Source organism: Ruegeria sp. HKCCA4633, assembly GCF_013034605.1.
Classification (GTDB): Bacteria; Pseudomonadota; Alphaproteobacteria; order Rhodobacterales; family Rhodobacteraceae; genus Ruegeria.
The window spans coordinates 137,127-157,476 of the sequence record NZ_WQGJ01000003.1; the positions used below are offsets into that span (position 1 = coordinate 137,127).

Annotated in this window: 19 protein-coding genes; 6 read left to right on the forward strand and 13 right to left on the reverse strand. The window is 57.3% G+C overall.

Annotated elements, in window-relative coordinates; genetic code table 11:
• Positions 1–53: 53 nt before the first annotated feature.
• Together GOV85_RS10050 and GOV85_RS10055 are read right to left on the reverse strand one after the other, a co-directional pair.
• Entirely contained in the window at positions 54–827 is a 774-nt protein-coding gene (locus tag GOV85_RS10050) for a Hint domain-containing protein (RefSeq protein WP_348540071.1), read from the reverse strand.
• 226 nt (positions 828–1,053) lie between these two features.
• Positions 1,054–2,049: a DMT family transporter gene (locus GOV85_RS10055; RefSeq protein ID WP_253282781.1), complete on the reverse strand. Its 996-nt coding sequence runs from the start codon at positions 2,047–2,049 to the stop codon at positions 1,054–1,056.
• A gap of 86 nt (positions 2,050–2,135) precedes the next feature.
• Between GOV85_RS10055 and GOV85_RS10060 the strand changes: the two genes are divergently transcribed.
• Positions 2,136–3,149, forward strand: coding sequence for a hypothetical protein (locus tag GOV85_RS10060; RefSeq protein WP_171177567.1), 1,014 nt, complete (start codon positions 2,136–2,138; stop codon positions 3,147–3,149).
• A gap of 6 nt (positions 3,150–3,155) precedes the next feature.
• Here the strand turns inward: GOV85_RS10060 and upp are convergent, their stop codons facing one another.
• The 7 genes from upp to GOV85_RS10095 all read right to left on the reverse strand — a co-directional run bounded on the left by upp (position 3,156) and on the right by GOV85_RS10095 (position 9,541).
• On the reverse strand, positions 3,156–3,788 hold the full coding sequence (upp, locus tag GOV85_RS10065; protein WP_171177569.1) for a uracil phosphoribosyltransferase: 633 nt from the start codon (positions 3,786–3,788) through the stop codon (positions 3,156–3,158).
• Complete coding sequence (locus GOV85_RS10070) at positions 3,785–4,771, reverse strand: adenosine deaminase (protein WP_171177571.1); 987 nt, start codon at positions 4,769–4,771, stop codon at positions 3,785–3,787. Before GOV85_RS10070 ends, upp begins: the two co-directional genes overlap by 4 nt.
• Positions 4,768–5,979 (reverse strand): phosphopentomutase, encoded by a 1,212-nt coding sequence (locus GOV85_RS10075; RefSeq protein WP_171177573.1) that lies wholly within the window; start codon positions 5,977–5,979, stop codon positions 4,768–4,770. The genes GOV85_RS10070 and GOV85_RS10075 overlap by 4 nt, the downstream gene beginning before the upstream one ends.
• Complete coding sequence (locus GOV85_RS10080; protein ID WP_171177575.1) at positions 5,976–7,283, reverse strand: thymidine phosphorylase; 1,308 nt, start codon at positions 7,281–7,283, stop codon at positions 5,976–5,978. The genes GOV85_RS10075 and GOV85_RS10080 overlap by 4 nt, the downstream gene beginning before the upstream one ends.
• A gap of 3 nt (positions 7,284–7,286) precedes the next feature.
• On the reverse strand, positions 7,287–7,679 hold the full coding sequence (locus tag GOV85_RS10085; RefSeq protein WP_171177577.1) for a cytidine deaminase: 393 nt from the start codon (positions 7,677–7,679) through the stop codon (positions 7,287–7,289).
• Between the two features lie 91 nt (positions 7,680–7,770).
• Positions 7,771–8,874 carry a cupin domain-containing protein gene (locus GOV85_RS10090; protein WP_171177579.1) on the reverse strand — a complete coding sequence of 368 codons (1,104 nt, stop codon included), beginning with the start codon at positions 8,872–8,874 and terminating at the stop codon, positions 7,771–7,773.
• Positions 8,837–9,541 (reverse strand): hypothetical protein, encoded by a 705-nt coding sequence (locus GOV85_RS10095; RefSeq protein ID WP_171177581.1) that lies wholly within the window; start codon positions 9,539–9,541, stop codon positions 8,837–8,839. The genes GOV85_RS10090 and GOV85_RS10095 overlap by 38 nt, the downstream gene beginning before the upstream one ends.
• Positions 9,542–9,725: 184 nt before the next feature.
• Between GOV85_RS10095 and GOV85_RS10100 the strand changes: the two genes are divergently transcribed.
• From GOV85_RS10100 to GOV85_RS10110, 3 genes are all read left to right on the forward strand, one after another.
• On the forward strand, positions 9,726–11,999 hold the full coding sequence (locus GOV85_RS10100; protein ID WP_171177583.1) for an NADP-dependent malic enzyme: 2,274 nt from the start codon (positions 9,726–9,728) through the stop codon (positions 11,997–11,999).
• Positions 12,000–12,367: 368 nt separating this feature from the next.
• Positions 12,368–14,257: a propionate-CoA ligase PrpE gene (prpE, locus tag GOV85_RS10105; RefSeq protein WP_171177585.1), complete on the forward strand. Its 1,890-nt coding sequence runs from the start codon at positions 12,368–12,370 to the stop codon at positions 14,255–14,257.
• Positions 14,258–14,345: 88 nt separating this feature from the next.
• Positions 14,346–15,782 carry an amidase family protein gene (locus GOV85_RS10110; protein ID WP_171177587.1) on the forward strand — a complete coding sequence of 479 codons (1,437 nt, stop codon included), beginning with the start codon at positions 14,346–14,348 and terminating at the stop codon, positions 15,780–15,782.
• 260 nt (positions 15,783–16,042) lie between these two features.
• Here GOV85_RS10110 and GOV85_RS10115 read toward each other — a convergent pair whose 3' ends face one another.
• Positions 16,043–16,804 (reverse strand): NAD kinase, encoded by a 762-nt coding sequence (locus tag GOV85_RS10115; RefSeq protein WP_171177590.1) that lies wholly within the window; start codon positions 16,802–16,804, stop codon positions 16,043–16,045.
• A gap of 167 nt (positions 16,805–16,971) precedes the next feature.
• Between GOV85_RS10115 and glyA the strand changes: the two genes are divergently transcribed.
• The gene (glyA, locus tag GOV85_RS10120) at positions 16,972–18,267 is read left to right on the forward strand and encodes a serine hydroxymethyltransferase (protein WP_171177592.1); all 1,296 of its coding nucleotides are present in this window, start codon (positions 16,972–16,974) and stop codon (positions 18,265–18,267) included.
• Positions 18,268–18,417: 150 nt separating this feature from the next.
• Here the strand turns inward: glyA and GOV85_RS10125 are convergent, their stop codons facing one another.
• Positions 18,418–18,792 (reverse strand): hypothetical protein, encoded by a 375-nt coding sequence (locus GOV85_RS10125; protein ID WP_171177594.1) that lies wholly within the window; start codon positions 18,790–18,792, stop codon positions 18,418–18,420.
• A gap of 90 nt (positions 18,793–18,882) precedes the next feature.
• Here GOV85_RS10125 and GOV85_RS10130 point away from each other — a divergent pair, with 90 nt between their 5' ends.
• Complete coding sequence (locus GOV85_RS10130) at positions 18,883–19,641, forward strand: alpha/beta fold hydrolase (RefSeq protein WP_171177596.1); 759 nt, start codon at positions 18,883–18,885, stop codon at positions 19,639–19,641.
• Here GOV85_RS10130 and GOV85_RS10135 read toward each other — a convergent pair whose 3' ends face one another.
• Together GOV85_RS10135 and GOV85_RS10140 are read right to left on the reverse strand one after the other, a co-directional pair.
• On the reverse strand, positions 19,642–19,827 hold the full coding sequence (locus tag GOV85_RS10135) for a hypothetical protein (protein ID WP_171177598.1): 186 nt from the start codon (positions 19,825–19,827) through the stop codon (positions 19,642–19,644). It abuts the gene before it with no gap.
• A gap of 92 nt (positions 19,828–19,919) precedes the next feature.
• A complete protein-coding gene (locus tag GOV85_RS10140; protein ID WP_171177600.1) occupies positions 19,920–20,297 on the reverse strand; it encodes a rhodanese-like domain-containing protein in 378 nt (125 codons plus the stop codon).
• Positions 20,298–20,350: the final 53 nt, after the last annotated feature.

The following is a 20,350-nucleotide window of genomic DNA, read 5'->3' on the forward strand; positions in this document are numbered from 1 at the left end:
AATGATGCAGGCGCGTGAAACCACGCGCCTGCATCGTTCTTGTCAGTGTTTGGTTAGATCTGCCATTCGGGCCGCAGGAACAGAACCGGCGCGTTCGGGCGCCCCGGTCGACCAGGCCGTCTGACCCCAGATGGCGGGCGGATCGGAAATATCGGGTCCTGCGGAATGGGCGCAGGCAGTGCACCCAATGGGTTTGCTAGGGCCGACATGTCGCCCTTGATAGCAATCGAATTGACAAGGTCTTCTGCGGCAGTCTCGTCCACGACCTTGTATGCTTGCACTTGGGCTGTCCCCCGCATCGAAAAGCGACCCGAAGGGCAAAACGCTTGCAAGCCCCCTTCGACAAAGATCACCTGATCCTCGTCAAAGAACAGCGAACTGACTTCAAAAGATGATCCCGGAGCTTGAGACATCATGCGCCCAGCCCCATTCAGAACACGTGCGGGCACCACCGAAATTCCTTCGGCCCCTTCATCAATCTTGGACAAGCTAAGTGCCATACCTTGTTCAGGCATCAACCAAACTGGTCGCCCGTTAAAGGCAGCACGGGCCGGTACAAAGATCGGCAGATATTCAGCGCGCCGCTCATCTGCTGGAATGACCACGGTACTGGTCGAGATGCGGCGCACCTCTTTGAAACCGTGGTCGAGTGTTCGAACCAGATCACCTACAGCGATCCGTTCGACTGGCTTCCAGCCACTGGTGGTGGCAATCTTCGTGCCCTGCAAAAATCCGCCACGGCGCGCGTTCATCGCGTGACTTGGATTGATTGGCTCAAACTCGGGCGATTGATTTAGATAAACAGAAATACTCGTAACTTCAGACACGTGCCGAACCCCCTTTGGCACAAATTGGTTATGCCCAATAGCTAGCACCAAAAAATGAAGGCTGTCTTATTTCAGACATAATTGCGCCTGATTTGAGCAATATTTGCCCCATCCCCTTGTATTTTTGTAAACATTCACTCCGTAAATTCGAGCTTTTTTGCCATTTCTGAAACGAAAGACCCGTGCGGGCTGTGGCGAATCCTCGCCATTCGGCCCTTTGTGAGCGTTAGGCCATCTCTTGCAAGGAGGAAGAGCGTTTAGCCCGCCATCCCAACAATGCGCCCGCCAATGCGATCAAGGCAATGCCCGAAACTTGCATGACGCCGATGGACTGCCCAAGTGCTACAAAAGCAAAAAGCGGGCCAAAGATCATGACTGAATACTCGAAGACAGCCACATAAGATGGCTCACCCACCTGATACGCCTTGATCAACATGAAGACCGCGACCGTCGAACCAACGGCCTGGATACCGATCCAAAGCATCGCAGGTCCGAATGCCCAAACCCAGCCCCGCGTGACAAAGCCTTCCGGTCCGTCAGGGGTGTCAACAGGGGAAAGCGTGAAAGCCATGGCGCCAATCGCTCCGGCTGTACCCAGTGTGATAACCATGGCCGCCAACATGGCCACCGTGCTTTCTGACGAGCAATGTGTGCGTGTCAGGATCGAGCCCAACGCATAGAAAAAACCGGCCACAACCGGCAACAGCGTCCGCGTATCAAAGTCGCTCGGGTTTGGCTGCAGCACCAACAAAATACCGGTGAATCCCATCAGAACGGCCAGAATGCGCCAGGGGCCAATCGTCTGCCTGAGCGCCAGAGATGAAATCAACAGCACGAAGATCGGCGACGTGAACAATCCTGCCAACGCTTGCGCAATGGGCATCATCGCCAAAGATGCAAAATAGCACAGCATGGCGACCGTCATCAAAACACTACGTAAAATGACGGATCTCCAACGGCGTGGGCGCAGCCGACCCAAACCCACAACAGAAAGACCGACAATCAATGGAAACATCAGCAAGGCACGGGTCAGATGGAACTGCCACAAGCCAACCGTTTCGGCCAACAGCACCACCACATTGTCGATCACGCCAATGATCGCCATGGAGCCAATCATCAAACCCGAAGCCAAAACCGGCGAAGTTGTTGAATGATCCTGCATGTAAGTGCCTCGATTGCGATCAAAGTTCTGGGACTTTTTCTTGTCGGGTATCCAGCACATTTTGCTTTAGCTGCGCAACAGGTTTGCGCCTAACGAATGCACCATGCTAAGCTGTAGCAAAACAATTCTGAGCAGACCCCATCAAGATGACGGCCCTGAAAAAGTACCAGCGGATCGAAGCCACCGGTCTGTGGCGCCCTTCGCCCGATGAACAGCGGCGAGAGGTTGTGGTATCGATCGGTGAAGCCACTCTGACGATTTCCGACTTCAATGACAGGGCCTTGACCCATTGGTCTTTGGCTGCACTGGAACGACAGAACCCAGGGTCTTTTCCGGCCGTTTTCAACCCCGACGGCGACCCGGACGAAACGCTGGAACTGGCGGAAACCGAAACCACTATGCTGGACGCCATTGACCGCTTGCAACGCGCCATTGATCGCGCGCGCCCGCACCCCGGTCGTCTGCGGTGGTTGAGTGTCGGGGGCGTTGTTGTCTCTGTATTGGCCCTGCTGCTGTTTTGGTTGCCCGGCGCATTGCAGAGCCACGTCGTTTCCGTCGTTCCTCAGGTAAAACGGCAGGAAATCGGTGAGACCATACTGCACAGGATCGAACGTGTCTCAGGGCGCGCCTGTTCTTCGGTGGATGCGCAGGGGTCGCTGGATCGGCTGGCCAAGCGGACTGGTGTACGCCAGATCATTATCCTGCCTGCAGGCGTACAGGACAGTCTGAGCCTTCCCGGCGGCACGGTTGTGTTGAACAAATCGTTGGTGGAAGACTATGAAGACCCTGCCGTCGCCGCGGGTTATGTCATCGCGGAACGCGCCCGCATGGAACAGACGGACCCGCTTGATGATCTTCTGGATCGAACCGGTGCATCTTCGGCCTTCCGTTTGCTGACAACCGGCGGACTGACGCCTGCCATCATCGACAACTACACCGAACAAGTTGTATCAGACCCTCGGCCTTCGCTTTTGGATGACCAGCTTTTGGTGGTCTTTGCACAAGCCGCCCTGCCCTCGACGCCTTATGCATATGCCCGAGATATAACAGGTGAAACTGTCTTGGGACTGATCGAGGCGGACCCGATGGCGGGTCGCACCCTTGAACAAGTTTTGCCGGACCGCGACTGGGTCCGACTTCAGAACATTTGCGGCGAATAATCAGGCTTATTTGGTGCCGAACATGCGGTCGCCCGCATCGCCCAGGCCCGGCATGATATAGCCTTTCGAGTTCAACTCGCGGTCCAGTGCAGCGGTGACAATATGCACATCCGGGTGCGCTTCTTTCATTCGCGCCACACCTTCGGGTGCCGCCAGCAGGCAAAGGAAGCGGATATCCGTTGCGCCCGCCTCTTTCAGCAGATCAATGGCAGCGGCCGAACTGTTGCCGGTGGCCAACATCGGATCCACGGCAATGACCAAACGGTCTTTCAGGCCTTCGGGTGCCTTGAAATAGTACTGTACGGGCTTCAGGGTTTCTTCGTCGCGATACAGCCCGACAAAGCCAACGCGCGCGGAGGGCACAAGTTCCAAAACCCCATCCAACATCCCATTTCCTGCGCGCAGGATTGACACCAAAGCCATCTTCTTGCCCGCTAGGATCGGGGCGTCCATCTCTTCCATCGGCGTTTCGATATGGCGCGTGGTCAACGGGATTTCGCGCGTGACCTCGTAAGCCAGCAAAAGCGTAATTTCGCGCAGCAACTGCCGAAACTCAGCCGTTGAGGTGCCCTTGTCTCGCATGAGCGTCAGTTTGTGTTGAACCAACGGGTGATCGACGACGGTCAGGTGTTCGCTCATGATGTCTCCAGTCTTTTCTTGACCCGCGTACGGGTATCTTCATCGCAGAAGGCCGCGTTCAGGGCCATCTCATTCAGTGTCGCAAAATCCTCGGCCTCCCAGCCGAAAGCTGCGTTCAACATCTCATACTCCCGCCGCATGGTCGTGTGAAAGAACGGAGGGTCGTCTGTGGACACCGTGACCTTTACGCCTGCGTCGCGTAAGCGTGCGATCGGATGCGCTGCAAAATCCGGGAAAAGGCCCAGAACCACATTCGACCCTGGGCAGACTTCAAGAGTGATGTCCCGATCCACCAATTCGCGAACAAGGTCGGGGTCTTCGATGGCGCGAACGCCGTGACCGATGCGTTCGACCCCCAGATCACGGATGGCATCGCGCACGCTGTCAGGGCCACCGAACTCACCCGCATGTGTGGTCAGACGCAGACCGGCTTCGCGCGCACAATCGAAGGCCCATTTGAAATCACCTTGCGCACCGATGGATTCGTTCCCGCCCATACCGAACCCGGTGATCCAGTCGCCAGCGGTCTCAGCTGCACATTGGGCGCTGCGCTTGGCCTGTTCGGGGCCGAAATGGCGCACGCAGGTGATCACGCCCCTCAGCGTAATGTCAAACTTGCGCTCGGCCTCGTCTGCGGCATCCTGGATGGCGTTCAGATAATCGCACCACGCGTGCAGATCGCCGCCACCGCAGAAATCCGGGCTGAGAAAAGTCTCGGAATAAACCACACCATTCTCGGCGCTTTCTTCCAGAATGGCCAAAGTGAGCCGTCGAAAATCTTCGGGCGTTTTCAAAACTTCGCAAGCGGCCTCGTACACGCTCAGGAAATGCGCGAAGTCGCGGAAATCATAAGATCCGTCCGACTTGAAGATACCGCCCAGGTCCACGCGCTTTTCATGCGCGAGTTGACGGATGAATGCCGGAGGCGCTGCGCCTTCGTGATGCAGGTGCAGTTCGATTTTTGGAAGGTCGGCGACGTTCATAAAAAGTTCCTACCCGGCCCTTGCGCCGGAATGTTCAGGTGATGAGCAATGCTGGCGGCGACATCGGCAAAATCCACTTGTCCGATCTTCCCCGCGCCCTGCCCTGCAATCAGAACCGGCACCTGTTCACGCGTGTGATCCGTTCCGGTCCAGCTGGGGTCATTGCCATGATCGGCGGTCAGCAGCAACAGGTCTCCAGGGCGGAGTTTCGCCAGAATCTTCCCGATTTCCCGGTCGAACCATTCAAGCGCGCGGGCATAACCGCTGATGTCGCGGCGATGGCCATACAAACTGTCGAATTCTACGAAATTGGCGAAGGTCAGACTGCCGTCTTCCGCCTCGTCCACGAGATCAGACAGGTGCTGCATCAATTCGGCATCAGATCCTTTGCGCAGCGTGTCGATGCCCTGCATCGAAAAGATGTCGCCGATCTTGCCCACGGCGTGCACCTTCCGTCCCGCATCCTGTGCCCAATTGGTCAGCACTGGTGCGGGCGGCAAAATAGCGAAATCCCTGCGATTGGTCGTGCGTTCAAAGCCAGTCTCTGGCGTGCCGATAAAGGGGCGCGCAATAACACGACCCACTTTCATCTCATGCAATCGCGGCGCGAGCGTGCGGCACATGTCCAGCAGCCGGTCTAGCCCGAAGCTTTCTTCGTGGGTAGCGATTTGAAACACGCTGTCGGCAGAGGTGTAGCAGATCGGCCAACCGGTCCGCATGTGCTCGGCACCCAATTCGGCGATGATCGCAGTGCCCGAAGCGTGACAATCCCCAAGGACGCCTTCGGTCCCTGCCGCTTCAGCCGCGGCACGGCTCAGGTCCGCTGGAAAGGCTGGAACCGTGTCTGGAAAATAATGCCAGTCCCACGGCACTGGCAGGCCTGCCAGTTCCCAATGGCCCGAGGGCGTGTCCTTGCCGGGCGAATGCTCGCGCGCGCAGCCCCACAGGCCGGTGGGTTCTGCGCCCAACCCCGGAGTTTCGTCCCCGGACGCCAAGCGCACAGCCGCACCCAGACCCAACGCATCTAGATTCGGCAAGGTCAAATTGCCTGATCGCCCGCCTTCTGCCCGCCCCTCGGCACAAGCCTGTGCGATGTGGGCCAGAGTATTCGCCCCTGTATCCGGAATACTGCCATTGAAGAACTGACTGGCATCAGGTGCACCGCCTATACCGACGGAATCCATGACAACAAGGAACGCGCGGGTCATACGCTGATCCTTTCGCGCACCAGATCAGGAACCGATGGAGGTGTATCGCTGATCGTAATAGCGCTGAGAACGCTTTTTGCAGCCCGAAGCGCGGCGTCCTCCCGTGCTGAATGGATTACAGCGATGGGTGCCCCTTTGGATACACGATCCCCCAGCCGGAGAATACCAGAGATCCCAACCGCTGGATCGATCTGGTCGCTTTCGACCTGACGACCACCGCCCAGCGCCACCACGGCAAGACCCAGCGCTTCTCCGTCGATGGCCGAGACGTAACCATCCCTGGGGGCGGGAACCTCTTGGATGACGTTGGCCTCTGGCAGGAACCGGGCCCAGGTTTCGACAAACTGTACGGGGCCGCCGACCGCAGCCATCATGCGACCAAACCGTTCTGCGGCGCGCCCGTCCCGGATGACTGCGGCGATCTGTTCGCGTCCTTCCGCGACCGACCCGCACATTCCGGCATCCGTCAACAATACCCCTCCGAGCTCGGCAGAGATGTCTGCCAACGGTGAAGATTGCGATCCGGTCAGGACCTTCATAACTTCTGCAATTTCCAAGGCATTGCCCAACGCGGGGGCCAGTGGCTGGTTCATATCCGTAATCACCGCCGACGTCCGGCACCCCGCCGCGTTTGCAGTCTCGGTCAATGCTGTGGCAAGCTTTTGAGCATCTTCCATCGTTTTCATGAAGGCACCGCTGCCGACCTTGACGTCAAGAACCAGTGCGTCCGGGCTGGCCGCCAATTTTTTGGAAAGGATCGAAGCCGTGATCAGGTCCAAACTTTCGACAGTCGCGGTTACATCACGCACCGCATAAAGTCGCTTATCGGCCGGAGCGATCTGCCCCGTTGCGCCAACAATGGCAGCACCGGTTTCACCCAAGATCTGTGCAAGACGATCTTGCCCGATCTGCGTGCTGACGCCCGGTATCGCCTCAAGCTTGTCCAGTGTCCCGCCGGTGTGCCCCAACCCACGGCCCGAGATCATTGGAACATATGCCCCGCATTCCGCCAGCGCCGGAGCAAGTACAAGGCTAACGCTATCCCCGACTCCGCCGGTCGAGTGTTTATCGATCACCGGCCCGTCGACATCCCAAGTAAGCACATCACCGCTGTCGCGCATCGCGACTGTCAAATCCGCGCGCCCCTGCGGGCCCAAACCGCCCATGCAGACGGCCATGGCAAAGGCCCCGGCCTGCGCGTCGCTGACACTGCCATCGGCCAGCCCCTGTGCAAACCAGATCAATTCTTCGCGCCCCGGCACCTCAAGCCTGCGCAGCTTTGCAATGATCGAACGGGCATCCATGCGTCAGACATCTTCCATATGAGAGGCATCAAACGCGCCAGGCAGCAATTCTCCGATGGTGGTTTCGAACTCGGCACCATCCACGGTTGCCAAAGTGACTTTCACATCACGCTTGCCGAACTCGGCCAGTTTCTGTCGGCAACCACCGCAAGGCGGCACGGGTTGCGGGCTCGAGGCGACCACATAGACCTCAGTGAGGTGCTGTTCGCCTGAGGCAACCATCGCGGCAATCGCACCGGCCTCGGCACAGGTGCCTTCAGGGTATGCGACGTTCTCGACATTGCAACCAGAATAAATCTGACCCGAGGAAGACCGCAGCGCCGCGCCTACCTTGAAGTTCGAATAAGGCGCATAGGCGTTTTCCCGGACGGACAAGGCAGCGTCTTTCAGCGACATGGCGATTCCTCATTTTTGATCATCTGGTCAGAAAATTGGACCCTACCGGAAAAAGGCGGGGGAATAGAAGCCCCCTTACCTTGTTTTTCAGTCACCCCAGTGTTGTGTTGAAGGTACCGGGCAAGGTGACTTCCAGCAATTCCATATCATCCGATGGTGCGGACAAACGCGTACGCATGCCCGGTGGAATGACAAAAGCATCCCCTTGTTCCAGCCGGTAGGGTTCGCGACCTTCGCCTTCCAGTGTAACTTGGCCGTCCATCACGAAGGTGAAATGGATATCGGTGTCATGGCTGGCCCATTCCGGTTCACCCTGCCCTTTGCGCACGACCTGAACCCCGGCGACCCCCTTAGTGTTTTCGGCAATCGTTGTGTCGCGGCAGATGTAACCTGGCAAACGGAACGGCACCCATTCGGCATCCTTCGCCTGATTGTAGACAAAGCGTTGCCCCTGCCATTCCCGATCGGGACGAAAATGCGGGGTTGGGAGCTGCATGTCATGGTCGATTTCCGTGACATGTTCTGCCGGCACACCGATCTCGATGACCTGAACATTGTCGGATGCTTCCAGCACGCGATGGCGAATTTCCGGTGGTTGGATAAAGCAATCGCCAGCCGTCAGCCGCATCTTTTCGCCCTGGTCTTCATAGACCACATCGACCCAACCGTGGATGCAAAAGATCAGTTGAAACCCAACCTTGTGAAAATGCACCATGTCAGGCACGGGGCCGCCGTCTGGAATACGAATATGGCTTGCGATGATTGAACCGCCGAGCCGATCCGGCACCAGATCGCGGTAATGCATTCCGGCGCGCCCGATGATCCAAGGAGCCTGATCCTTTAGCCTGCGCACCACAAAGGAATGAACCGTTTCAGGCATCACAAGCGGCGGGCTACGCTCTTCGATTTCGACACGGGTCCCGTTTGGCGCAACAAGAACCCGTTCACCGTTGGCGAAACCTTCTGGGTCATCGGTCAGAATACGCAGCGTTCCGGCGCTTTCGGGTGCATCCTTTTCGATGCGCAACCGCAAACCATGCCCTGAGAACACCGCAATGCGCGGATCGTCTGCGGGATAGATCATGTCCATCTTCATCCCCAATGTCTTTGTGTAAAAGGGGATGTCGTCACGCAGCTCTTGCGTGGGCAGGCGAAATTCAGCGTATGTCTGCGATGGCTCGGCTGTCTTGGTCATGGGGCGTTCCGTTGGATTGCGTTTTCGGCCATCCGATCAGAACAGAGGCCAAAATGCCAATCGAAAAGAACATCTCGAGCGTTTCTTCCAGAACAAAAAGCCGCACTTGCATGAGGTCAGACAAGGCACCGCTGTACAGCCCGACAAATTCTTCCAACAGCTGAGCAGTCACGGCCGCGCATCCCGCCGCAACGAACACAATCAATGACAGGTTGCGTTGCTTGAACGCACGCCACCCTGTTGGAATGCCGTGCCAGATCGCACCGCCCAGCACCAACAGGATCAGCGCAACCCTGACCCATACGATATCCAGAAACACGTCCAACCCATGAAGGATCGCAAATGGCAGACTTCCTTCGGAATAGATGTCAGCCTCTAACTCTCGCTCAGCAAGCAAAAGGCATGTGAGGCCGATATAGGCACGGGTCACGCCCCGGTACCGCCACAGCGCCGCAAGACCCGCGACAAACAAACCTGCGGCCGAGACTGTTTCTATCGGGCCGCCTTCATGGTTGAACTTTGCCGCGAACTCGGGCCACACAAGAATAACGCTGACCAGAGCACCCGCCAACAACGCTGCACCCCACAGCACCAGCCGAGCATACTGGGCACGCGACATAAAGCCGTAGGACAGGCCACCGACCTGCTCATTTAACTTGATTGTCATAACTGCTTGTTCTTGCCTGAGTGGTGTTATGGGTTGCAAAGTTGCCTAGACATAAATGTTTTGTGACAAAAATCAAGCTTTATACACTTCACGGTTGCGACAACTCGCCGAAGTGACGCAACGTAGCCAAGCTAAAAGAAATAGTTTAAGGTTAAATTATATTTCCCAGGGAGAAGAAACGCCAATGTCCGACACCCCTAGCCTGCGACAGGCTTCGCTTGATTATCATGCCCATCCCAAACCCGGAAAGCTTGAGATCAAGGCGACCAAGCCGATGGCCAACGGGCGCGATCTGGCCCGCGCCTACTCGCCCGGCGTGGCCGAGGCCAGCCTTGAGATCAAGGCAGATGCAGCAAATGCAGAACGCTACACCGCACGCGGCAATCTGGTTGCGGTAGTGTCCAACGGCACAGCGGTTCTGGGGCTGGGCAATATCGGGGCGCTTGCGTCCAAGCCGGTGATGGAGGGCAAGGCCGTCCTGTTCAAAAAATTCGCAGGCATCGATTGCTTTGATATCGAAGTCGACCAACCAGACCCTGAAAAACTGGCGGATATCGTCTGCGCGCTTGAACCAACATTTGGCGCAATCAACCTGGAAGACATCAAGGCCCCCGATTGTTTCATCGTCGAAAAGCTCTGCCGTGAGCGCATGAACATTCCTGTGTTCCATGACGACCAGCATGGGACCGCCATTGTCGTTGGGGCCGCTGCCAAAAACGCCCTGCACGTGGCCGGAAAGTCCTTTGACACCATTAAGGTTGTCTCGACCGGAGGTGGAGCTGCGGGGATTGCCTGCCTGAACATGCTGGTGAAACTGGGTGTCAAGCGCGAGAACATCTGGTTATGCGACATTCATGGGCTTGTCTATGAAGGCCGCGCCGAGGATATGAACCCGCAGAAATCCCAGTTCGCCCAGAACTCGGATCTGCGGACATTGGATGAGGTCATCGGAGAAGCAGACCTGTTTCTCGGCCTCAGCGGTCCGAATGTCCTTAAACCCGAGATGGTTGCAAAAATGGCCAGCCGTCCGATAATTTTTGCGTTGGCCAACCCGACGCCGGAAATCCTGCCACAGGCCGCGCGCGACGTTGCCCCAGACGCGATCATAGCCACGGGTCGCAGCGATTTTCCAAATCAAGTCAACAATGTACTGTGTTTTCCCTTTATCTTCCGAGGCGCGCTGGATGTGGGCGCGACCGAGATCAATGATGAGATGCAGATCGCCTGCGTTGACGGCATCGCGGAAATGGCACGCGCGACAACAAGCGCAGAAGCCGCGGCCGCTTATAAAGGTGAACAACTGACTTTTGGCCCGGATTACCTGATCCCCAAACCTTTCGACCCTCGTTTGGTTGGGGTCGTTTCATCATCCGTGGCCAAGGCCGCCATGGAAAGCGGTGTCGCCAAACGACCAATCGAAGATTTTGAGGCATACAAAGAAAAGCTGAACCAGACCGTTTTCAAATCCGCCCTACTGATGCGCCCTGTGTTCGAGGCCGCTGCGGTCGCATCCCGCCGGATCGTTTTTGCCGAAGGCGAGGATGAACGCGTGCTGCGCGCCTCGCAAGCCATCCTGGAAGAGACAACAGAGACACCAATCCTGATCGGACGCCCGGAAGTGATCGAAGCGCGCTGTGAAAAGCTGGGCCTGACAATACGCCCTGGAACGGATTGCCAGATCGTAAACCCGGAAAACGATCCGCGCTATTACGATTACTGGAACTCGTACCATCAGATCATGCAGCGCCGCGGCGTGACACCGGATCTGGCCAAGGCAATCATGCGCACCAACACCACCGCGATCGGCGCCATTATGGTGCATCGCGGTGAAGCGGACAGTCTGATCTGCGGTACATTCGGCGAGTATCGCTGGCACCTGAATTATGTCGAACAGGTTTTGGACGATGGCGACCTGCGTCCGCATGGTGCGTTGTCCCTGATGATTTTGGAAGACGGGCCCCTGTTCATTGCCGACACCCATGTTCGTCAATTGCCCACCCCTGAAGAGCTGGCCGAAACCACCATTGGTGCGGCACGGCACGTGCGCCGGTTCGGGATCGAGCCCAAAATTGCATTCTGTTCGCAATCCCAATTCGGCAATCAAGCCGAAGGGTCCGGCAAACGGCTGCGTGCGGCGCTGAACATTCTGGATCAACAGCCGCGTGATTTCGTGTACGAGGGTGAAATGAACCTGGATGCCGCTTTGGACGGAGACCTTCGGGCGCGCATTTTCCCGGCTTCGCGTCTTGAAGGCGCAGCAAATGTGCTGATCTTCGCTCATGCGGACGCTGCCAGCGGGGTGCGCAATATCCTTAAGATGAAAGCTGATGGAATCGAAGTTGGCCCCATTCTGATGGGCATGGGCAACAAAGCTCATATTGTAACGCCGTCGATCACCGCGCGCGGCTTGCTGAATATGGCTGCCATCGCTGGCACTCCGGTTGCGCATTACGGCTGAGCAATCGCAATGATAACCCGGACCGCACTCTGGAATGGGGTGCGGTTTACCAGCAATTTACGAATGGCCGATAACTTGTGGCCGTCTAAAGGTTGTTCTGTCGGCAGTAGTCAAACGCGCTTAACACTTCGAGTTTTGTTGAGTCGTAGCCCGTTCCTGTTTTTGCAGCGCAGGGTTTGCAGATTTGCAAACTCGACCTTGAGATCTTTGTTTCCCGCTGGCAGAAAAGGGGTTTGCAAAACTTTGCAGCCTCTTCAGTGGTTTCCTGCAAATATTTTGCGATAAACTGACGCGTCGCCATTTGACACGCTTGCCCGAAAGTTTTCTGGGTCCTAACACAATATTCAAGTCGTTGTGAGGAGAACGAGATGGCGTATCAGGACGTTTATGACAGCTGGAAAACTGACCCCGAAGCGTTCTGGATGGACGCCGCCAAAGGGATCGACTGGGTAAAAGAACCCAGCAAAGCGTTGTTCGACGACAATGCCCCACTGTATGAATGGTTCAGCGACGCGCGGGTAAATACGTGCTGGAACGCGGTAGACCGTCACGTGGAAAACGGTCGCGGAGAGCAAACGGCCATCATCTATGACAGCCCCATCACTCATACCAAGCGCGAGATTTCGTATGTTGAGCTACGCAACCGTGTGGCCAACCTTGCCGGTGCGCTGCGAGCCAAAGGTGTCGAGAAAGGTGATCGCGTCATCATCTATATGCCGATGATCCCCGAGGCGCTTGAGGCAATGTTGGCCTGTGCACGACTGGGCGCGGTGCATTCGGTTGTGTTCGGCGGGTTTGCCAGTAACGAATTGGCCGTTCGTATTGATGACGCCAAACCCAAAGCGATCATCGCCGCGTCGTGCGGGATGGAGCCCGGTCGCGTGGTGCACTATAAACCTCTGCTGGACGGCGCGATCGACCTGGCTGATCACAAGCCAGAATTCTGCGTAATATTTCAGCGTGAACAAGAGGTTGCTCAACTGATTGAAGGACGCGACTTCAACTGGCACGGTTTTCAATACGGCGTTGAACCTGCAGAATGCGTACCGGTCGATGGTAACGATCCGGCCTATATCCTTTACACCTCTGGCACCACGGGTGCGCCCAAGGGTGTTGTGCGCCCCACTGCCGGACATCTGGTGGCGCTGAACTGGTCGATGAAGAACATCTACAACGTCGATCCAGGCGATGTGTTCTGGGCGGCATCCGATGTGGGCTGGGTCGTAGGACATTCGTATATCTGCTACGCACCGCTCATCCATGGGAACACAACTATCGTTTTCGAAGGAAAACCGGTTGGCACCCCCGACGCTGGCACCTTCTGGCGCGTGATATCAGAGCATAAGGTCAAAAGCTTTTTCACCGCACCCACGGCGATCCGCGCCGTAAAACGAGAAGACCCAAAGGGTGAACTGATCGCCAAATACGACCTGTCGCATTTGCGCGCCCTGTATCTGGCAGGCGAACGTGCCGATCCCGATACGATTATTTGGGCGCAAAATGCGCTGAACGTTCCTGTGATCGACCATTGGTGGCAAACCGAAACCGGTTGGGCCATCGCTGGCAATCCCCTGGGCATCGAAGAACTGCCGATCAAGCTGGGCTCACCCGCCAAACCGATGCCGGGCTATGACGTGCAAATTCTGGACGAAGGCGGCCACCCGATGAAAGCGGGAGAACTGGGCGCCATTGCGGTCAAGCTGCCGTTGCCTCCGGGCACGCTGCCGACCCTCTGGAACGCAGAGGAACGGTTCAAGAAATCCTATCTGGAGCACTTCCCCGGTTACTATGAAACGGGCGATGCAGGCATGATCGACGAGGACGGATACCTCTATATCATGGCGCGAACTGATGATGTCATCAACGTGGCGGGTCATCGCCTTTCGACCGGCGGGATGGAAGAGGTTCTGGCCGCCCACCCAGACGTGGCCGAATGTGCTGTGATCGGTGTATCGGATCAGTTGAAGGGTCAGATGCCTGTCGGGTTCCTATGCCTGAATGCCGGCGCCGACCGGGACCACGGTGATGTGGTTCAGGAGGTCATCAAGATGGTGCGCGAAAAGATCGGCCCCGTTGCAGCCTTCAAACTGGCAGTGATCGTCGACAGGCTGCCCAAGACCCGTTCGGGCAAGATCCTGCGCGGCACGATGGTTTCGATTGCTGACGGTCAGGACTATAAAATGCCTGCTACCATCGACGATCCTGCCATCCTTGATGAAATCAAGGACGCCTTACAAACAATCGGTTACGCAAAGTGATCTTGGGGCGGCGCAGGCCGCCCTTTTCACGTCTGCCCTTGCAACCGGAACAAAGCCCCCTACTGTCGCTGTAACACAGTGAGGGCCCATGACAGATTCCGACATCTGGCGTCTCAGCGCCACAGACTTGACCACCCTGACGCGACGCGGTGATCTAAGTGCGACTGAGGTTGTACAGGCTTCGATTGACCGGATGGATGCAGTCAACCCCGACCTGAATGCCGTGGTCGAAGATCTGCGCGCAGAGGCGTTGGAACGTGCACATTCCTTGGATAACGCCCGTGCAAGCGGGCGACCAAGCGGAGCACTGCATGGTGTACCGGTCACGATAAAAGTGAATGTGGATCAGAAAGGTCACGCCACCACCAACGGCGTCGTGGCATTGAAGGACGTCATCGCGCCGGATGACGCACCGGTTGTCCGTAATCTGCATAAGGCCGGGGCCATTGTAATCGGGCGAACCAATACACCAGAATTTTCGTTTCGGGCCGATACGGACAACGCGCTTTACGGGCGCACACATAACCCATGGGGCAGCCATATCTCACCCGGTGGATCATCGGGCGGAGCGGGCGCGGCCGTGATGGCAGGTATCGGGGCGCTGGCCCATGGCAATGATATCGGCGGCAGCCTGCGCTTTCCCGCAGCTGCCAATGGGGCGGTCACAGTGAAACCAGGGCTGGGGCGTGTTCCCGCCTGGAACCCAAGCCAAAAGGTCGAGCGCGGCTTGTTGGCCCAGTCAATGTCTGTTCAGGGCCTGATTACCCGGACTGCAGCAGATTTGCACCTTTCGATGCCCAGCCTGATCTCGGCAGACGCGCGCGACCCATTCCATGTGCCAATGCCTTGGCGCGGTGAATCCCCGGCTGGTCCGATCAAGGTGGCATTCACGAAAAACACTTTTGGCTATGCTCTGCATCCCGAAGTCGAAAAGGCCCTTGATACGGCGCGCGACGCGTTGGTTGATGCTGGCTATGCCGTAGATGAGGTCGATCCGCCGGACGTTTTCGAATGTGGGCGGGTCGGTTATCGCGCACTTATGGGCGAAGTGCTGACCCTGATGAAATCGGATATCGAAGCGGCCGGTTCGCAAACCATCCAAGAGATTTTCAACGTCTACTTTCAGGAATTCCCGCCGATCGTCGAAACCGAGCTGGTAAAAATGCTGGCCAAACGCAGCCACTACGCGCGCGAATGGTCGCTGTTCATGCAAGATTATCCGCTGGTTTTGTCACCCTTCTTGCCGCAGCCCTTCTTCAAGCCCGACCGCGATACGGAAGGGGCTGAAGGCGTGCATGAGGTTCTGGGCTGCGCGGTGTATTCTTACGCGATGAACTTCCTGGGGCTTCCGGCAGCCTGCGTACCCGCGCACTTGGCCGATCTGCCGAAGGGGCCACAACCGATTAATGTTCAAATTGCAGCGCAGCGATGGCGCGAAGATCTGGCGGTAGACGCCGCTGCGGCAATCGAAGCCCGCGTGGGTCAAATGTGCACCGCGCTTTGGGATCAAATGAAAAGCGTATAATTGGCCCCAAAAAGAAATAGACCTCGGGTCATTGTGCCCGAGGTCCAACTGCTAAAATACGCCCGGAAATCTGATGACGAGCGTAGCACCACCCACCCTCGCCAGCGCAAAATTTGCACAATCATTCGAAAACGCCGTTCAGGTGGCCACTCACTCCCACCTTGGCGTGTTCTCCAGGCAAGTTGAGATTACTAAAACGGCAATCAATTCCATGTGAACTGGTTCACATAAACCGAAAAAAAGTGCACGGCGGCCCGCTTTTATGTGAATTGCTCAGAAATCAGGCGTTCTTCGAGCCCGTGGCCCGGATCAAATAGAATGCGGTGCTCTATTGCCGGCTCCGACCTGATCTCGACCCAGTCGATATCCGGGAAAGAAATGGAATCGGCATCCGCCATGACCGGGCGCTTTTCGGCATCAAGAACGTCGAATCGAACCTTTGCGATCTTGGGCAGCAGCGCGCCACGCCAACGGCGGGGACGGAACGAGGCAATCGCAGTCAACGCCAAAACGTCCGAACCAATTGGCAGGATCGGCCCGTGTGCCGAATAGTTGTAGGCCGTCGATCCGGCGGGTGTCGACAGCAAGGCTCCATCGCATACCAGTTCCGACATCCGCACGCGACCGTCAACGCTGATCTTCAGCCTTGCAGCCTGTGGGCCAGCCCGCAGCAGCGACACTTCGTTGATGGCCAGCGCCTCGTGCAACTTGCCTGATTGATCCATTGCGCGCATCGCCAGCGGATTGATAACCTCTTCTTCGGCATCCTCGAGACGCGCGATCAGGTCGTCTTCGTGGTATTCGTTCATCAAAAAGCCGATCGTGCCCCGGTTCATACCGTATACCGGTGTGTCGAGATGCTGCATGTTGTGCAGGGTGTGCAACATGAAGCCATCCCCGCCGAGAGCAACCACAACATCTGCGTCGCGCGGTGCAGCGTTTCCGTGTTTAGCCACCAGAGCATCCCGGGCCGTCTGCGCCACTTTGACCTCACTGGCAAGAAAGGCGATTCTCTTTTTCATATTTTACGGTTTCCGGTCCTACGCATTTGGTTCCGAAACAAACATACCTTTCCCCAATAGGCCAGTCTTGACGCGCCAGCTTAGAAATTCGTCGCTTTAAGCCTTTTGGAGAAGCAACGTTTCCGATAGGAAATCCGCAAGATTTCACCCAGCCATGTGGAGCGCCCATGAACGCCAATCTTCGTGACACCGGATTTTTCACCCAATCCCTGTCTGACCGCGACCCTGAGCTTTTTGGCTCGATCACATCGGAACTGGGCCGTCAGCGCGACGAGATCGAGTTGATTGCCTCCGAGAACATCGTCTCTGCTGCCGTAATGGAAGCGCAGGGTTCGGTGATGACCAACAAATATGCCGAAGGCTATCCCGGTCGGCGCTATTATGGCGGTTGCCAGTTCGTCGACATCGCCGAAAACCTGGCCATCGACCGCGCCAAGCAGCTCTTTGGCTGTGAATTTGCCAACGTGCAGCCCAACTCGGGCAGCCAGGCCAACCAGGGTGTGTTCCAGGCGCTGATCAAGCCCGGCGACACCATTTTAGGCATGAGCCTGGATGCAGGCGGCCACCTGACCCACGGCGCGGCCCCGAACCAATCGGGCAAGTGGTTCAACGCGGTGCATTACGGCGTGCGCAAGCAGGACAACCTGATCGACTATGACCAGATAGAGGCGCTGGCGAAAGAGCACCAGCCCAAGCTGATCATTGCCGGCGGCTCGGCCATCCCGCGCACCATCGACTTTGCTCGCATGCGCGAGATCGCCGATATGGTCGGTGCCTATCTGCACGTGGACATGGCCCATATCGCCGGTCTGATCGCGGCAGGCGAGCATCCCAGCCCCTTCCCGCACGCGCATGTGGCCACAACGACCACGCACAAGACCCTGCGCGGCCCGCGCGGCGGCATGATCCTGACCAATGACGAGGCGATCGCCAAGAAAGTGAACTCGGCCATCTTCCCCGGCATTCAGGGCGGCCCGCTGATGCATGTGATCGCGGCCAAGGCCGTGGCCTTTGGTGAGGCGCAGCGCCCCGAGTTCAAGACCTATATCCAGCAGGTCATCACCAACGCGCAGGCGCTGTCGGATCAACTGATCAAGGGCGGTCTGGACACCGTGACCCACGGCACCGACACCCATGTGGTGCTGGTCGACCTGCGTCCCAAAGGCGTGAAGGGCAACGCGACCGAAAAAGCCCTGGGCCGGGCGCATATCACCTGCAACAAGAACGGCGTGCCGTTTGACCCCGAAAAGCCGACCGTGACATCGGGCATCCGTCTGGGCTCACCCGCCGGCACCACCCGCGGCTTTGGCGAGACCGAGTTCCGCCAGATCGCCGACTGGATCATCGAAGTGGTCGACGGCCTGGCCGCCAATGGCGAAGACGGAAACGCTGCTGTCGAAGCAAAGGTCAAAGCCGAAGTCGCAGAACTCTGCGCACGCTTCCCGATCTATACGAACTTGTAAGAAGTTCAGCACATCAGAAAACGGCGCCCCCGAGGCGCCGTTTTTTTTGTCATTATCCGCAGAACTACTGTGCGCGTCGCTGGTTCACTTGAGGGCCTTTTCAAGTCTTTTCTTCCCGCTGGGCTACAGTACGCAGCTTAAAACCCAAGATCAGATCAAGCCGCGCCACCACAGAAAGACCAGCAGCAGTGTCGTCAGGGCCAGCAGGTTAAAAGCCAAGCCACCAAGCATCCCCAGAAACCACCCCCATCTGCGGTCGGCCAGGTTGATCGCGCTGAGATGCCCCTGCACCACATCTGCTGCCCGGATCAACTTGGGTGTGTCGAGAACCTGCCTCAGTTTCGGATGTGCCGCCATCGCCTCGGCTCGGGCCAGCACCATAGCCTGTTTGTAGACACGACGCGGTAAGCGCCGCTTGGCCTTTCGGATTGATGCCTCAAGGGTTTTGTCTCGCACGCCCAGCTTGGCACGCAACAAGGCCACGGTATCGGCGATCCGGGTCTGAATGTCTGGGTCTTGCGACATGGGTGGCCTCCTGCCGCGCAATCTAGCGGCTGGTTCGTAGACCTACAATGGGGGTGGTCGTCCGCGATGTGCGCGAGTATCACTCGGGTTATGCTAAATACGATTGTACATGGCGCACCAACCGCCCTTCCCCCACTCATCATTGCACATGGCCTGTATGGTTCTGCCCGCAACTGGGGTGTGATAGCCAAACGGCTATCGGACGAACGGCAAGTTGTGGCCGTGGATATGCGCAACCACGCCCGCAGCATGTGGAACCCGCAACACGACTATCCCCACCTGGCGCAGGACATCGCCGAAGTGATCGCACATATCGGCGGCAAGGCCGATGTGCTTGGGCATTCCATGGGTGGCAAAGCTGCGATGACCCTAGCGCTGCACCATGGGGCCTTGGTGAACAAACTGGTGGTCGCCGACATCGCGCCGGTAAAATACACGCACAGTCAAATCCAGTTCATCGAGGCCATGCAGGCGGTTGATTTTTCACGCATCGAACGCCGTTCGGACGCAGAACAACAACTGGCTGAACAGGGTGTTGAAAAAGCGTTGCAAAGCTTCTTTACGCAATCCCTGGACATCAATGGCAAACGTTGGTTGCTGAACCTGGATGTATTGGCGGACCAAATGCCCAATATCATGGGCTTTCCCGAGCTAACTGCATCATGGACCGGGCCTGCATTGTTCCTGTCCGGTGGTGCATCTGATTACGTCCTGCCAGAGCATCGCGACAAAATCCGCGCGCTGTTTCCCAGCGCACGGTTTGCCAAAATCCCAGGCGCTGGGCATTGGCTGCACGCCGAGAAACCGCGCGAGTTCGAAGCGGCCGTCAGAACGTTTCTGAATGCTTGATCAAGCGCCCTGATACAGCCGCTTGGCTACCATCCAAGACGCGGGCGCGGCAATCACGGCCCCTGCTGCTGCTGCCCCAACAATTGCGCTGACCGAAACCATCCCAGCAGTCAAAACTGCGATCACAGCCGAACCCGACAGGGCAGTTGCAATCAGTGAATACAGCATTGCGGCAAGACGAAACATGTCCGGATTTCCTTTAGGTAACTTCCGGCCATATATCATGCGATTCGAATGTGTTTTGCCTTGATTTGTGTCAGATGCAGAACGGTTTTGTATCAAGCCCCCACAAGTTCACCGCCCCCGTTTACCCAGTCCGCCAAGCCGCCAAGGTTGTAGACCTGTCGATATCCCATGTCTTTCAGCAGCTTGCCAGCCAACGCCGCTCGGCCCCCCGAGGCGCAATATAGAACGATAGGGCGATCTTTACGCAGTTCCGGGTCATGGGATTGCAACGTGTCATCAGCCCGGAATTCCAGCATTCCCCGTGAGATATGGTGCGCGCCTGCGGCGCGACCCGTGGCTTGCAGCTCTGCCGCGTCTCGAATGTCCAGCAGCAGCCCGCCCTGCTCAAGAATAGTCTTTGCCTGCGCGGTATCGATCCGCGCGACCACCGCATTAGCGGCCTCCATCATGTCTTTGACCGTCACCGGCATGTATCTTCTCCTTCACCTCACCGGCAAAGGGTAACATGCGGAATTTGGAAGGT

Coding starts and splice junctions, on each gene's coding strand:
- GOV85_RS10055 (WP_253282781.1), bottom strand. CDS start 2,049: ATGTGCTGGATACCCGACAAGAAAAAGTCCCAGAACTTTGATCGCAAT.
- GOV85_RS10060 (WP_171177567.1), top strand. CDS start 2,136: ATGACGGCCCTGAAAAAGTACCAGCGGATCGAAGCCACCGGTCTGTGG.
- upp (WP_171177569.1), bottom strand. CDS start 3,788: ATGAGCGAACACCTGACCGTCGTCGATCACCCGTTGGTTCAACACAAA.
- GOV85_RS10070 (WP_171177571.1), bottom strand. CDS start 4,771: ATGAACGTCGCCGACCTTCCAAAAATCGAACTGCACCTGCATCACGAA.
- GOV85_RS10075 (WP_171177573.1), bottom strand. CDS start 5,979: ATGACCCGCGCGTTCCTTGTTGTCATGGATTCCGTCGGTATAGGCGGT.
- GOV85_RS10080 (WP_171177575.1), bottom strand. CDS start 7,283: ATGGATGCCCGTTCGATCATTGCAAAGCTGCGCAGGCTTGAGGTGCCG.
- GOV85_RS10085 (WP_171177577.1), bottom strand. CDS start 7,679: ATGTCGCTGAAAGACGCTGCCTTGTCCGTCCGGGAAAACGCCTATGCG.
- GOV85_RS10090 (WP_171177579.1), bottom strand. CDS start 8,874: ATGACCAAGACAGCCGAGCCATCGCAGACATACGCTGAATTTCGCCTG.
- GOV85_RS10095 (WP_171177581.1), bottom strand. CDS start 9,541: ATGACAATCAAGTTAAATGAGCAGGTCGGTGGCCTGTCCTACGGCTTT.
- GOV85_RS10100 (WP_171177583.1), top strand. CDS start 9,726: ATGTCCGACACCCCTAGCCTGCGACAGGCTTCGCTTGATTATCATGCC.
- prpE (WP_171177585.1), top strand. CDS start 12,368: ATGGCGTATCAGGACGTTTATGACAGCTGGAAAACTGACCCCGAAGCG.
- GOV85_RS10110 (WP_171177587.1), top strand. CDS start 14,346: ATGACAGATTCCGACATCTGGCGTCTCAGCGCCACAGACTTGACCACC.
- GOV85_RS10115 (WP_171177590.1), bottom strand. CDS start 16,804: ATGAAAAAGAGAATCGCCTTTCTTGCCAGTGAGGTCAAAGTGGCGCAG.
- glyA (WP_171177592.1), top strand. CDS start 16,972: ATGAACGCCAATCTTCGTGACACCGGATTTTTCACCCAATCCCTGTCT.
- GOV85_RS10125 (WP_171177594.1), bottom strand. CDS start 18,792: ATGTCGCAAGACCCAGACATTCAGACCCGGATCGCCGATACCGTGGCC.
- GOV85_RS10130 (WP_171177596.1), top strand. CDS start 18,883: ATGCTAAATACGATTGTACATGGCGCACCAACCGCCCTTCCCCCACTC.
- GOV85_RS10135 (WP_171177598.1), bottom strand. CDS start 19,827: ATGTTTCGTCTTGCCGCAATGCTGTATTCACTGATTGCAACTGCCCTG.
- GOV85_RS10140 (WP_171177600.1), bottom strand. CDS start 20,297: ATGCCGGTGACGGTCAAAGACATGATGGAGGCCGCTAATGCGGTGGTC.